This is a genomic window from Streptomyces sp. NPDC044044 (assembly GCF_056434405.1).
Genome location: NZ_JBWKFG010000009.1, coordinates 331,753 through 344,547 on the forward strand (window position 1 = coordinate 331,753; position 12,795 = coordinate 344,547).

The window sequence follows — 12,795 nt, forward strand, 5'->3', positions numbered from 1 at the left end:
AGTCGTAGACGGGGACCATCACCAGCCAACCGGAAGCACGGGAAGAGATGTCGGCACCGAACAAGTCGTACGACCCTGTTGAGGTCGAGGCACTGAAACCTGAAGAGATCGAGCGCATGCGGGACGAGGCGCTCGCCGCCTTCGCCGCCGCGGGCGACCTCGAACAGCTCCAGGAGGCCAAGGTCGCGCACACCGGCGGCACCTCGCCGCTGGCCCTCGCCAACCGCGAGATCGGCGCGCTGCCCCCGCAGGCCAAGGCCGAGGCCGGCAAGCGCGTCGGCATGGCGCGCGGCGCCGTGAGCAAGGCGCTCGCCGCCCGGCAGACCGAGCTCGAGGCCGAGCGCGACGCCCGGGTGCTCGTCGAGGAGGCAGTGGACGTCACGCTGCCGTACGACCGCGTCCCGGCCGGCGCCCGGCACCCGCTGACCACGTTCATGGAGCGCGTCGCGGACGTCTTCGTCGCCATGGGCTACGAGATCGCGGAGGGCCCCGAGGTCGAGGCGGAGTGGTTCAACTTCGACGCCCTGAACTTCACCCCGGACCACCCGGCCCGGCAGATGCAGGACACGTTCTTCGTCGACGGGCCGGCAGGCACCGACGGGGACGAGTCCGGTGTCGTGCTGCGCACGCACACCTCTCCCGTGCAGGCCCGCGCGATGCTCGACCGCGAGCCGCCCGTCTACATCGTCTGCCCCGGCCGTGTGTACCGCACGGACGAACTGGACGCGACGCACACCCCGGTCTTCCACCAGATCGAGCTGCTCGCCGTGGACGAGGGCCTGACCATGGCCGACCTCAAGGGCACCCTGGACCACATGGTCCAGTCGCTCTTCGGCGCGGACATGAAGACGCGCCTGCGTCCGAACTACTTCCCGTTCACCGAGCCGTCCGCCGAGATGGACATGGTCTGCTACGTCTGCCGTGGCGAGTCCGTGGGCAACCCCGACCGCCCCTGCCGCACCTGCGGCAGCGAGGGCTGGATCGAGCTGGGCGGCTGCGGCATGGTCAACCCGAAGGTGCTCACCGCCTGCGGCGTCGACCCCCAGAAGTACAGCGGATTCGCCTTCGGGTTCGGCATCGAACGGATGCTGATGTTCCGCCACAACGTCGAAGACATGCGAGACATGGTCGAGGGTGACGTCCGGTTCACCCGGCCCTTCGGGATGGAGATCTGATGCGGGTCCCGCTTTCCTGGCTGCGGGAGTACGTCGATCTCCCCGCCACCGAGACCGGCCGTGACGTACAGGCCAAGCTCATCGAGGTCGGCCTCGAGGTCGAGACCGTCGAGCAGGTCGGCGCGGGCCTCACCGGTCCGCTCGTCGTCGGCAAGGTCCTCACCATCGAGGAGCTGACGGAGTTCAAGAAGCCCATCCGCTTCTGCACCGTCGACGTCGGCTCCGCCAACGGCACCGGTGAGCCGCAGGAGATCGTCTGCGGCGCCCGGAACTTCGCGGTCGGCGACAAGGTCGTCGTCGTGCTGCCCGGCGCCGTCCTGCCCGGCGACTTCAAGATCGCCGCGCGCAAGACGTACGGCAAGACCTCGCACGGCATGATCTGCTCCGGCGACGAGCTGGGCATGGGCGACGACGGAAGCGCCGGCATCATCGTCCTTCCGCCCGAGCACGAGGTCGGCACCGACGCCATCAAGCTGCTCGAACTGGTCGACGAGGTCCTGGACATCGCCGTCACGCCCGACCGCGGCTACGCCCTGTCGATGCGCGGCGTCGCCCGCGAGACCGCCATCGCGTACGGCCTGCCGCTGCGCGACCCGGCGCTCCTGGACGTGCCCGCGCCGAACGCCTCCGGCTACCCGGTCAAGATCTCCGACCCGATGGGCTGCGACCGCTTCACCGCGCGCACGGTCACGGGTCTGCGGCCCGAGTCCCGGTCGCCGATCTGGCTGCAGCGCCGCCTGCAGAAGGCGGGCATGCGCCCGATCTCGCTCGCCGTCGACATCACGAACTACGTGATGCTGGAGCTCGGCCAGCCGCTGCACGCCTACGACCGCTCCCGCATCGAGGGCACGATCGGCGTGCGCCGTGCCGAGCAGGGTGAGAAGTTCACGACGCTCGACGGCGCCAAGCGCGTCCTGGACGCCGAGGACCTGGTCATCACCGACGACCGCGGCCCCATCGGCCTCGCGGGTGTCATGGGCGGTGCCAACACCGAGATCGCGGACCACGAAGAGGCGGCCGGCACCACGGACGTCGTCATCGAGGCCGCGCACTTCGACGCGATCTCCATCGCCCGCACGGCCCGCCGCCACAAGCTGCCCTCCGAGGCGGCCAAGCGCTTCGAGCGCGGCGTCGACCCACAGGCCGCGTCCGCCGCCGCGCAGCGCACGGTGGATCTCCTCGTGCTGCTCGCGGGCGGTACCGCCGAGACCGGGGTCACCGAGGTCATCGCGCCCTCCGCGCCCCACACGATCAGCATGCCCGCCGATCACCCGGACAAGGTCGCCGGTGTGGAGTACGGCCGCGAGACCGTCGTGCGCCGCCTGCAGGAAGTCGGCTGCGACGTCTACGGCCAGGACGCCCTGACCGTCACCGTGCCCTCCTGGCGTCCCGACCTCGCCGAGCCGAACGACCTCGCCGAAGAGGTCATCCGGCTCGAGGGGTACGAGAACCTCCCGTCGACGCTGCCCAAGCCCCCCGCGGGCCGCGGGCTCACCGACCGGCAGCGGCTGCACCGCCGCATCGGCCGCGCGCTCGCAGGGAGCGGATTCGTCGAGGCGCCGAACTACCCCTTCATCGGCGAGCAGGTCTTCGACCAGCTGGGCCTGGAGCCCGGCGACCCCAAGCGCCGGGTCGTGAAGCTGGTCAACCCGCTCTCCGACGAGGAGCCCGCTCTTCGTACGACGCTGCTTCCGGGGCTGCTCGGCGCGCTGCGCCGCAACGAAGGCCGCGGCAGCCACGACCTGGCGCTCTTCGAGACGGGGCTGGTCTTCCAGCCGCGTGAGGAGGCGCGCATCGCGGTGCGTCTGCCCGTCGACCGCCGGCCCACGGACGAGGAGGTCGCCTCCCTGACCGAGGCGCTCCCCGTGCAGCCGCGGCACGCCGCCGTCGTCCTCGCGGGCGCCCGCGAGCAGGCCGGCTGGTGGGGCAAGGGCCGTCCGTCCGAGTGGGCCGACGCGATCCAGGCCGCGCGCGCCCTGGCCGCCGAGTCGGGCACCGAACTGCTCGTGCGCCAGGGCCAGTACGGCCCGTGGCACCCGGGCCGGTGCGCCGAGCTCGCCGTGGTGATCGATGGCGCGGAGCAGGTCATCGGGCACGCGGGCGAGCTGCACCCGCGCGTCGTCAAGGCGCTCGGTCTGCCCGCGCGCACCTGTGCGATGGAGCTCGACCTGGACGCTCTGGAGGACGCCGGCGCCGGTGTCCCGCAGGGGCCGAAGATCTCCACCTTCCCGGTCGCCACGCAGGACGTCGCGCTCGTCGTCGACGGGGGCGTTCCGGCCGCCGACGTCGAGAAGGTGCTGCGCGAGGGCGCGGGTGAACTCCTGGAGTCCATCCGCCTGTTCGACGTCTTCACCGGCGAGCAGATCGGCGCGGGCAAGAAGTCCCTCGCGTACGCGCTGCGCTTCCGCGCGGCCGACCGCACGCTGACCGTCGACGAGGCCTCCGCGGCCCGTGACGCGGCCGTCGCTCTGGCGGCCGAGCGGACCGGCGCGGTGCTGCGCGGAGCGTAGTCACCGCCCGTAGTCGCCGCCAGGCGCACAAGAGGCGCATAGAAGGGCGTATCCGGACCTCCGGGTACGCCCTTCACTCGTTTGAGTGACTAGTAAGCCCTCTCTGGCCCGATCGGCCCAGGCGGTCGACAGAATCAGTCCGGCCGCAGGGGCCGTGATCTGTACGGACCGCGCGGCCTGCACGCTGAACAGGGCCTTAGGGGGGCCGTCGGCATGATCCGTATCAGGGCTGGGGCTCCCCGCCGGAGGCTGCTCCGGGGGAGGGGCCGGACCAGGCTCCGGGCCAGGCTCCGGGCGAGGGCCGGGGCGAAGGAGTTCCGTGTGGATCCGCCGCGGATCCGGCGCGTCCTCTCGCTCGGCCTTCCCGCGGCGTGGGGCGCGGCAGCCGTCACGTACAAACTGGTCTGCCCGCTCGCCCAGCAGAACGGCCTCGAGGCGCGGATCGTCACCAGCGCGGTCTTCTTCGCCGTCGGCACCGGTCTGATATTGCATGTGCACGGCACGCTGCTGCGGGAGCTGCGGCAGCTCCGCCAGATCGCGGGCGTCGCGCAGAATGCCCTGCTCCGCCCGCTGCCACCGCGCGTCGAGGGCCTCACGGTCGCGGCCGGGCGGCTCTCCGCGTCACGTGGTGCCTCCGTCGGCGGCGATCTGTACGAGGTGGCGGCCACCGACCACGGCGTCCGCGTCGTCATGGGCGATGTGCGCGGGCACGGCCTGACCGCCATCAGCACGGCCGCCGCCGTGCTCGGAAGCTTCCGCGAGGCCGCGTACGAAGAGCCGGAACTGCCGCACGTGCTCAGGAAGTTGGAGCGCGCCCTGGAACGTCATCTGCGGGAGCGTTCGCGGGCCGAGCATCCGGCGGGCGGCGGCGCACCGGCGGACAGCCCGCCGGCCGAGGAGTTCGTCACCGTACTCCTGATGGAGATCGGCCCGGACGGCGAGATGACCGCGCTCAACTGCGGCCACCCCTGGCCGCACCGCCTGAGCGGGCACGCCGAGCCGGTCGCCGGCGGGGAACCGCTGCCGCCGCTCGGTCCCTTCCCGCTCCCCGCCGAACTGTCCGTACTGCACTGCGGATCCCTCCTTCCGGGGGAGGGGCTCGTGCTGCACACGGACGGCATGGAGGACGCGCGGGACGCGGCCGGACGGTTCTTTCCGCTCCAGGCGGCGCTCACCGAAGCGGTGCGGGTCCCGCCGGTCGCGCCCCAGACCGTGATCCGCGCGGTGTACGCCCAACTCCTGCGTCACACCGGGCGGTTGCCCACCGATGACGCCGCGCTGCTCGTCCTGCGCAACGACCGCCGGAGGGTGCCCCACCAGCAGGGGGAGACGGTGCGCCGGGAAAGCACCATGACGTGACGCACCGTCGACCTCCACCGGCCATGCGCCGCCCGTTCCCGCCTTGGAGTTGTCGGGCAGACAGCGGGGCGGGCGGCGCCAGTGAGGGCCGCCGCACTTTTCGAGGGGGAGCCGGCGGCCCGGCCGGCCTCCTTGTGAGGAATCTCAGTCAAGCGGGACAGGAGTGGCGACGGCAGAGCGCACACCCCCCGGATTCGGGCGTTCCGTTCACACCCCGTGTGAAGTCACCTCTACTACGCTGGCCACACCGAGCCACCGGAGGGCCTCCATGCAGCCCAATACCCTGCTCGACGCGATCCTCGACGAGGCGGGCATCTCCCACGCGGGCCTGGCCGCCCACGTCAATCAGGCAGGGAAGAGGCGCGGCCTCGCCCTGCGCTACGAACACACCGCCGTCTCCCGGTGGTTGAAGGGGCAGCGCCCGCGGGGCCAGGTGCCCGACCTGATCTGCGAGGTCCTCGCGGGGCGGCTCCAGCGCACCGTGACCCTGGACGACATCGGCCTCGGAGTGCCGGGCCTGCCGGTCGCGGGAGCGGGCTCCGCGGCCTCGACGCTGTCCGGCTTCGTGGAGAGGGCCACCGCGCTGTGGCGCTCCGACGAACAGCAGCGCCCGCATCTTCTCGGCGCCCCCGCCGTCACGGGAACGCCCGCGGTGATGCCCGTCTGGGAGTGGGAGAACCCGCCGGAGGACGTGGACGTCTCGCGCGGCGGCAGGCATCCGGTCAGCACGGCCGACATCGACATGATGCGCGCGGCCCGCGCCCACTACGAGCAGATGTACCGCAAGACCGGCGGCATCGCGACCCGCACCCGCATCGTCGGCTTCCTCAACGCCGAGGCCGCGCCCCTGCTGCGCGGCAGTTACACGGACGAGACGGGGCGGCAACTGCACAGATCCACGGGCGGGTTGGTGGCCATAGCGGGCATCTGTGCCTACGACTCGGACGCGCACGGCCTGGCCCAGCGCTACTTCCACCAGGCCCTGCGCCTGGCAAAGGCCAGTGGCGACCGCGGACTTGGCGCCTACGTCATCGCGCTCCTGGTCAATCAATCCCTGTTCATGCGCGAGTACCGCCAGGCGGTGGCCTTCGCGGAGGCCGCGCTGCGCGCCGCGGGGCGCGAGCTCACCCCGGCCCTGGCCTCCGATCTCTACGCCATGCAGGCCAAGTCGTACGCGCACCTGGGCGACGGCAGCAGTGCGCTGTCCTGCATCCGGCGTGCGGAAGGCGCGGCGGACCGCATCCGGCGTGGGCGCGAGCCGGACGAGACCGGCTATGTCCAGCCCGGACTCGTCAATGTGCAAGTGGCGGAGGCGCTGCTCAGCCTCGGCGACCTCGCGGGAGCGTACGAGCACGCGGCGGCGGCGGTGGACACGCCGGCTCACGACCGGGGCCGGGTGCATCGGCTCGCCATGCTCAGCCAGATCGAACTGCGCCAGGGAAACACCGACGAGGCCGTGGCCACGGCGGTGGAAATGGCAGAACAGGCACGGGGAATGGAGTCCCAACGGCTGCGCGACCGGCTGCGGGCCGTGCGGGAACATCTGGTGCGCAGCGACTGCGCGGGCACGGCCGAGGCGGCCGAACTCATCGACGGGGCGCTGCGCGTGCCCCTGTGATGCGCACCGCGCGTACGCCTGCGACGACTCACGGCGAGCGCTGAACTCCGGCGTCGTCCACACGCTGCTCTGAACACCCTCCTGCTGCGATATTGCCATCTACTCGGCGGAAGGTGGCAGAACCGTGCAGTGGACGAAACAAAGCGAACAAACTGTGTATGGAAACCGATGGTTCACGGTCAATCTGGCAGATGTGGAATTGCCCGACGGCCGGCACCTGGACCACTTCCTGATACGGCTGCGGCCCGTCGCCGTGGCCACCGTCGTCAATGACGCCAACGAGGTGCTGCTGCTGTGGCGGCACCGCTTCATCACCGACAGCTGGGGCTGGGAACTGGCGGCGGGAGTCGTCGAGGACGGTGAGGACATCGCGTACGCGGCCGCAAGGGAAATGGAGGAAGAGACCGGCTGGCGGCCGGGCCCGTTACGACACCTGATGAGTGTCGAGCCGTCCAATGGGCTCACCGACGCCAAGCACCACATCTACTGGTCGGATGAGTGCACCTACATCGGTCATCCCGAGGACGACTTCGAGTCCGACCGCCGTGAATGGGTCCCACTCAAACTCGTCCCTGACATGGTGGCCCGCGGTGAAGTACCGGCCGCCAATATGGCGGCCGCGCTACTCCTCCTGCACCACCTCCGTCTGGGCCAGGACGCGCACTAACGGCCGATGGCCTGCCAGACTGCCACGGCGAGCGCACCAACCGCCGTCAGGGCGAGTAGGGCGGGCAGCGGCCAACGTGTGTGCTCGAGTGCCGTGATCCTCACGGTCAGTTCGTCCTGGCTCTTGACGCTCTGTTCGTCATGTTGGGTGAGCAACGCCAGCTGTCCGTCGACGCGGGCGAGGCCCACGTCCAAGCTGCGGCGTAACTCGGCGAGTTCTTCGGGGACCACGCGAGTTTCGGGGTCGGCGGTCACAAGTCCGTTCCTTTCTGTAGCTGTCAACCCCCCTGGTGCGCACGGAAAGTCAACTCGCCTGGTGGCCAGGGCGGGAGAGTGTGCGAAGGGCATATGCGAGCCCAGGGCGCACACGGTGTGTGAACGCCGCGGGCCCGGCACTCGATCGAGTGCCGGGCCCGCGTGCGGTGCGAAGTTCCGGGTGCCAGTGTGACCCGTGCCAGGTGTGTCAGGCGTACGGGTAGAAGCCCGAGCCGGACTTGCGGCCGAGCCGGCCCGCGTCCACCATCCGCTGGAGCAGCGGGGGCGCGGCGTACAGCGGCTCCTTGTACTCGGCGTACATGCTGTCCGCCACCGAGGCGACGGTGTCGAGACCGATCAGGTCGGCGAGCTTGAGCGGGCCCATCGGGTGGGCGCAGCCGAGCTCCATGCCGTTGTCGATGTCCTCGCGGCTTGCGATGCCCGACTCGAACATCCGGATCGCGGAGAGCAGATACGGGATGAGCAGCGCGTTGACCACGAAGCCCGAGCGGTCCTGGGCACGGATCGCGTGCTTGCCGAGCACCTTCTCGACCATCGACTGCGCGCGGCTGATCGTCCCCTCGGACGTCGTCAGCGCGGGGATCAGCTCGACGAGCTGCTGCACCGGGGCCGGGTTGAAGAAGTGGATGCCGATGACCGCGTCGGGGCGGGAGGTGGCGACGGCCAGCTTCACCAGCGGGATGGACGAGGTGTTGGAGGCGAGGATCGCGTCCTGCCGGGTCACCACCTGGTCGAGTACCTGGAAGATCTCGGTCTTGACCGCCTCGTTCTCGACGACCGCCTCGATCACGAGGTCGCGGTCGGAGAACTCCCCGAGGTCGGTCGTGAAGCTCAGACGGGCGAGCGTCTCGTCGCGCTCCTCCTCCGAGATCTTGCCGCGTTCGGCGGCCTTGGAGAGGGAGTTGTAGAGCCGGGTGCGGCCGATCTCCAGGGCCTCGCCGGTGGTCTCCGCGACCTTCACATCGAGTCCGGAGCGGGCGCAGACCTCCGCGATCCCGGCGCCCATCTGGCCGCAGCCCACTACTCCGACGCGTGCGATGTCGGGCATAGAGTCGGTCACCTCGTGCCTTTCGCTGATCAACGGGAGGGCAGCCCTCCGTACGGTTGCGGTGTCTGCCCCAGCGGTGAACGTTACTCCGGAACCTCAGGTGCATGACGTGCCGGGTCGGGCATGCTGTCCGGTACAAGCAGCGGTTCCGGCGGATATACAGGCCAGGGGGCGAGCGGATGAGGCGTATGTCACGCCGAGGTTTCACGATTGCGGCAGCCGCGATGGTGGCGGGGCTCACAGCCGCGGGGGACGCGGCGGCCGTGCCCGAGCGGGCCCCTTCGCGGCGCGAGCTGCGGGGCATGTGGCTGGCGACCGTCGCCAACCGCGACTGGCCGTCGAAGCCCGGCCTCGCCCCGGCCGAGCAGCGCGCCGAACTGATCGGCCATCTCGACACGGCCGTACGGCGCCGGCTGAACGCCGTGATGTTCCAAGTGCGCCCCACCGCCGACGCGTTGTGGCCCTCGCCGTACGAGCCGTGGGCGGAGTGCCTCACCGGCGTGCAGGGCAAGCACCCCGGCTGGGACCCGCTGGGCACCGCCGTGGCGGAGGCGCACCGCAGGGGCCTTGAGCTGCACGCCTGGTTCAACCCCTTCCGCATCGCCAACCACACGGACCCCTCGCGCCTGGTCCCGACGCACCCCGCGCGGCTGCACCCCGACTGGGTGGTGCCCTATGGCGGGAAGCTCTACTACAACCCGGGCCTGCCCGAGGTGCGGCGCTTCGTCCAGGACGCGATGCTCGACGCCGTGCGCCACTACGCCGTCGACGCGGTGCACTGGGACGACTACTTCTACCCGTATCCGGTCGCCGGGCAGGTCTTCGACGACGACGACGCCTTCGCGCGCTACGGCGGCGGCTTCGCGGACCGGGCGGCCTGGCGGCGCGACAACATCGACCGCCTGGTGCGCGAGATGAGGACGCGGATCAAGAAGGTCCGCAAGCACGTGCAGTTCGGGATCAGCCCCTTCGGGGTCTGGCGCAACGCCTCGACCGATCCGCTCGGTTCGGACACCCAGGCCGGCGTGCAGACCTACGACAACCTGCACGCCGACACGCGCGGCTGGGTCAAGAAGGGCTGGCTCGACTACATCTGCCCGCAGCTCTACTGGAACATCGGCTTCGCCGTCGCCGACTACGGCAAGCTGCTGCCCTGGTGGGCCGATGCCGTCAAGGACACGGGCGTGCGTCTGTACGTGGGGGAGGCCCTCTACAAGGCGGGCGACCCCGCTCAGCCCGCGGCCTGGCAGGACCCCGCCGAGCTGTCCCGCCACCTCACGTACGCCAAGAGCTTCCCGCAGGCGCGCGGGCACGTGTACTTCTCGGCGAAGGAAGTGGGCGTGGACAAGATCGGCGCGATGGCCCGGGTGGTCGCCGACCACTATCAGCAGCGGGCCAGGCCACCACGCTGATCCTGTTCCCGGCCGGGAGCTACTGAGCCGGGTCCTGGTGCCGTACGACGGTGTCGGGGCCCGGCGACATGACCGTCTCGTGGCCGTCCTCGAGGCGCACGCGGTACGGCGGTCCGCCGTCCGTGCCGAGCACCTCGACGACCTCCGCGATCCGGTCGTGCTGCCCGACGACCCTGCCGTGGACCACCAGCTTGTCGCCTACGGTTGCACGCATCTGGAGCGACCTCCTCGTCCCACCCTGCGGTTGCGATCCGTGGCGGCAAGTCTACGTCGGGTGGCGGGACCTGGGGCCTGGCCGTCGGCGTCTAGCCGCGTGCCCGTTGGGTGACCGCGATGCACACGAGGACGGCTGCGGCGGTCAGCGGCGCGGCGGGCGTGAGGTGCTCGCCGAGCAGGAACACCGACCAGACCAGGGTGAGCAGCGGCTGCGCGAGCTGGAGCTGGCTCGCCTTGGGGACGCCGATCGCCGCCATGCCGCGGTACCAGACGACCAGGCCGAGGAACTGCGAGCCGATGGCGGAGTAGAGCAGTCCGGTGGTGCTGTGCCCGGTGAGCCGGAAGGGCTCGGACTGCAGGGCGATGGCTGCCCCCGCCACGGCGAGCGGCAGGCACAGGACGAGCGCCCAGCCGATGACCTGCCAGCCCGGCATCTCACGGGCGAGGCGACCGCCCTCGGTGTAGCCGGCCGCGCAGATGAGGAGCGAGGCGAAGAGGTACAGGTCGGCGGTCGACAGGGCGCCGCCGCTCTGCTGGACGGTGAACGCGATCACCGCGGCCGCGCCGGAGAGGGCGGCGGCCCAGAACATCCGCGAGGGCCGTGCCCCGGTGCGCAGCGCCGAGAACACGGCGGTCGTCAGCGGGAGCAGTCCGACGACCACGGCCGCGTGGGCCGTGGTGGAGGTCTGCAGGGCGAGCGTGGTGAGCAGCGGGAAGCCGACGACGACTCCGGCGGCGACGACCGCGAGCCCCGCCCAGTGGCGGCGGGCGGGCAGCGGGACGCGCAGGGCGAGCAGGGCGCCGCCCGCGATGACCGCGCTCAGGACGCAGCGCAGGGCCACGAACGACCAGGGGCCGATGCCTTCGAGGCCCCAGGCGGTGGAGGGGAAGGTGAGCGAGAAGGCGGTGACGCCGAGTGCGGCCATGACGGTGCCGCTGCGGCGGGAGCTGTTGTGCGGGGGCGCGGCCCGTCGGGTGCTCGCGGCTTCCCGCGGGCCCGCGGGAAGGGTGACTGCTATCCGACTCGGGCGAGTAGCGCTATCCTGTGCTGTCATGCAAGAGAGTAGCAGTGTGGCCGAGTTGGCAAAGCAGTTGCGGAGTGAGCTGGACCGCTACTCACCTGGTGGAAAGCTGCCGTCGAGCCGGGCGCTGGTCGACCGGTTCAGGGTGAGCCCGGTGACCGTGTCGCGGGCCCTGGGGCAGCTGGCCGCCGAGGGCCTTGTCGTCACACGGCCCGGCGCCGGTGTCTTCCGCGCCGAACCGCAGGCCGCCGCCGCGCCCGCGGGGGACACCTCGTGGCAGGAGGTGGCGCTGAGCGCGGACGCGGCGACGGAGCTGGTGCCGCGCGCGGTGGACGCCTCCGGGGTCCTGGTCACGCTCGCGGCGCCGCCGCCCGGCATCATCGAGTTCAACGGCGGCTATCTGCACCCCTCGCTGCAGCCCGAGCGCGCGATGGCGGCGGCTCTCGCACGGGCGGGTCGGCGGCCAGGCGCATGGGGCAGGCCCCCGGTCGACGGGCTCCCCGAGCTGCGGGAGTGGTTCGCGCGGGGCATCGGCGGCGCGATCACGGCCGCCGAGGTGCTGATCACCGCGGGCGGCCAGAGCGCGCTCACCACGGCACTGCGTGCCCTTGCCCCGCCCGGCTCGCCGGTCCTCGTCGAGTCGCCGACGTATCCCGGCATGCTGGCGATCGCCCGCGCGGCGGGGCTTCGGCCGGTCCCGGTGCCGGTCGACGTGGACGGCGTACGCCCCCAGCTGCTCGCGGCGGCGTTCAAGGCCACCGGGGCGCGGGTGTTCGTCTGCCAGCCGCTGTTCCAGAACCCGACGGGGGCCGTGCTCTCGGCGGAGCGCCGCCCGGAGGTGCTGCGCATCGCGCGTGAGGCCGGGGCCTTCGTCATCGAGGACGACTTCGTGCGCCGCCTCGTCCACGAGGACGCGGGCCCGCTGCCCAGGCCGCTGCAGTCGGACGACCCCGACGGCGTCGTCGTGCACGTCTGCTCGCTCACCAAGGCCACATCGCCGAGCTTCCGGGTGAGCGCGCTCGCCGCGCGCGGACCGGTCCTGGAGCGGCTGCGCGCGATCCAGGTCGTCGACCACTTCTTCGTGCCGAGGCCCCTCCAGGAGGCGGCGCTCGAACTGGTCGGATCCCCGGCCTGGCCGCGCCATCTGCGGCGCGTGGCGGGCGAGTTGAAGGACCGCAGGGACGCGATGGCGGCGGCCCTGCGCCTGGAGCTCCCCGACCTCGCCCTGCCGCACATCCCCGCGGGCGGCTACCTCCTGTGGCTGCGCCTGCCCGACGGCACGAACGAGGCGGACGTGGTGGGCGCGGCCCTGCGCGCGGGCGTCGCGGTGGCCCCCGGCCGCCCGTACTTCGCGGCCGAACCCCCGGCGGCGTACCTGCGGTTGAGCTTCGCCGCGGTCGCGGGGGTGGGGGAGATCGGCGAGGGCGTGCGCAGGCTTCGGGGGGCGTACGACGAGGTGGGCGGGACCGCGGGGTGAGGCGGGCAGGCCCTGC

At 71.7% G+C, this 12,795-nt stretch carries 11 protein-coding genes; 7 read left to right on the forward strand and 4 right to left on the reverse strand.

Annotated elements, in window-relative coordinates:
* Positions 1–47 precede the first annotated feature (47 nt).
* From pheS to AC07AG_RS32250, 5 genes are all read left to right on the forward strand, one after another.
* Complete coding sequence (pheS, locus tag AC07AG_RS32230; RefSeq protein WP_478759650.1) at positions 48–1,175, forward strand: phenylalanine--tRNA ligase subunit alpha; 1,128 nt, start codon at positions 48–50, stop codon at positions 1,173–1,175.
* Positions 1,175–3,685, forward strand: a complete 2,511-nt coding sequence (pheT, locus tag AC07AG_RS32235) for a phenylalanine--tRNA ligase subunit beta (protein WP_478759651.1) — start codon at positions 1,175–1,177, stop codon at positions 3,683–3,685. The genes pheS and pheT overlap by 1 nt, the downstream gene beginning before the upstream one ends.
* A gap of 213 nt (positions 3,686–3,898) precedes the next feature.
* Positions 3,899–5,044: a PP2C family protein-serine/threonine phosphatase gene (locus AC07AG_RS32240; protein WP_478759652.1), complete on the forward strand. Its 1,146-nt coding sequence runs from the start codon at positions 3,899–3,901 to the stop codon at positions 5,042–5,044.
* Positions 5,045–5,312: 268 nt separating this feature from the next.
* Positions 5,313–6,662, forward strand: coding sequence for a transcriptional regulator (locus AC07AG_RS32245; protein ID WP_478759653.1), 1,350 nt, complete (start codon positions 5,313–5,315; stop codon positions 6,660–6,662).
* A gap of 124 nt (positions 6,663–6,786) precedes the next feature.
* Complete coding sequence (locus AC07AG_RS32250; RefSeq protein WP_478759654.1) at positions 6,787–7,329, forward strand: NUDIX hydrolase; 543 nt, start codon at positions 6,787–6,789, stop codon at positions 7,327–7,329.
* On the opposite strand, the gene AC07AG_RS32255 is transcribed toward AC07AG_RS32250, so the two are convergent.
* Both AC07AG_RS32255 and AC07AG_RS32260 read right to left on the reverse strand, forming a co-directional pair.
* The gene (locus AC07AG_RS32255) at positions 7,326–7,583 is read right to left on the reverse strand and encodes a hypothetical protein (protein WP_478759655.1); all 258 of its coding nucleotides are present in this window, start codon (positions 7,581–7,583) and stop codon (positions 7,326–7,328) included. The two genes, AC07AG_RS32250 and AC07AG_RS32255, sit on opposite strands and share 4 nt — an antisense overlap.
* Before the next feature lie 208 nt (positions 7,584–7,791).
* On the reverse strand, positions 7,792–8,652 hold the full coding sequence (locus AC07AG_RS32260) for a 3-hydroxybutyryl-CoA dehydrogenase (RefSeq protein ID WP_249591035.1): 861 nt from the start codon (positions 8,650–8,652) through the stop codon (positions 7,792–7,794).
* Positions 8,653–8,831: 179 nt separating this feature from the next.
* Here AC07AG_RS32260 and AC07AG_RS32265 point away from each other — a divergent pair, with 179 nt between their 5' ends.
* Positions 8,832–10,064, forward strand: coding sequence for a glycoside hydrolase family 10-like protein (locus tag AC07AG_RS32265; protein WP_478759656.1), 1,233 nt, complete (start codon positions 8,832–8,834; stop codon positions 10,062–10,064).
* A gap of 19 nt (positions 10,065–10,083) precedes the next feature.
* Here AC07AG_RS32265 and AC07AG_RS32270 read toward each other — a convergent pair whose 3' ends face one another.
* A complete protein-coding gene (locus AC07AG_RS32270; RefSeq protein ID WP_344528111.1) occupies positions 10,084–10,278 on the reverse strand; it encodes a DUF1918 domain-containing protein in 195 nt (64 codons plus the stop codon).
* Between the two features lie 91 nt (positions 10,279–10,369).
* Positions 10,370–11,335 carry a DMT family transporter gene (locus AC07AG_RS32275; protein ID WP_478759657.1) on the reverse strand — a complete coding sequence of 322 codons (966 nt, stop codon included), beginning with the start codon at positions 11,333–11,335 and terminating at the stop codon, positions 10,370–10,372.
* On the opposite strand from AC07AG_RS32275, the gene AC07AG_RS32280 reads away from it, so the two are divergent.
* Entirely contained in the window at positions 11,334–12,779 is a 1,446-nt protein-coding gene (locus tag AC07AG_RS32280) for an aminotransferase-like domain-containing protein (RefSeq protein WP_478759658.1), read from the forward strand. The genes AC07AG_RS32275 and AC07AG_RS32280 overlap by 2 nt on opposite strands.
* Positions 12,780–12,795 lie beyond the last annotated feature (16 nt).

Coding starts and splice junctions, on each gene's coding strand:
- pheS (WP_478759650.1), top strand. CDS start 48: ATGTCGGCACCGAACAAGTCGTACGACCCTGTTGAGGTCGAGGCACTG.
- pheT (WP_478759651.1), top strand. CDS start 1,175: ATGCGGGTCCCGCTTTCCTGGCTGCGGGAGTACGTCGATCTCCCCGCC.
- AC07AG_RS32240 (WP_478759652.1), top strand. CDS start 3,899: ATGATCCGTATCAGGGCTGGGGCTCCCCGCCGGAGGCTGCTCCGGGGG.
- AC07AG_RS32245 (WP_478759653.1), top strand. CDS start 5,313: ATGCAGCCCAATACCCTGCTCGACGCGATCCTCGACGAGGCGGGCATC.
- AC07AG_RS32260 (WP_249591035.1), bottom strand. CDS start 8,652: ATGCCCGACATCGCACGCGTCGGAGTAGTGGGCTGCGGCCAGATGGGC.
- AC07AG_RS32265 (WP_478759656.1), top strand. CDS start 8,832: ATGAGGCGTATGTCACGCCGAGGTTTCACGATTGCGGCAGCCGCGATG.
- AC07AG_RS32270 (WP_344528111.1), bottom strand. CDS start 10,278: ATGCGTGCAACCGTAGGCGACAAGCTGGTGGTCCACGGCAGGGTCGTC.
- AC07AG_RS32280 (WP_478759658.1), top strand. CDS start 11,334: ATGCAAGAGAGTAGCAGTGTGGCCGAGTTGGCAAAGCAGTTGCGGAGT.
- AC07AG_RS32275 (WP_478759657.1), bottom strand. CDS start 11,335: ATGACAGCACAGGATAGCGCTACTCGCCCGAGTCGGATAGCAGTCACC.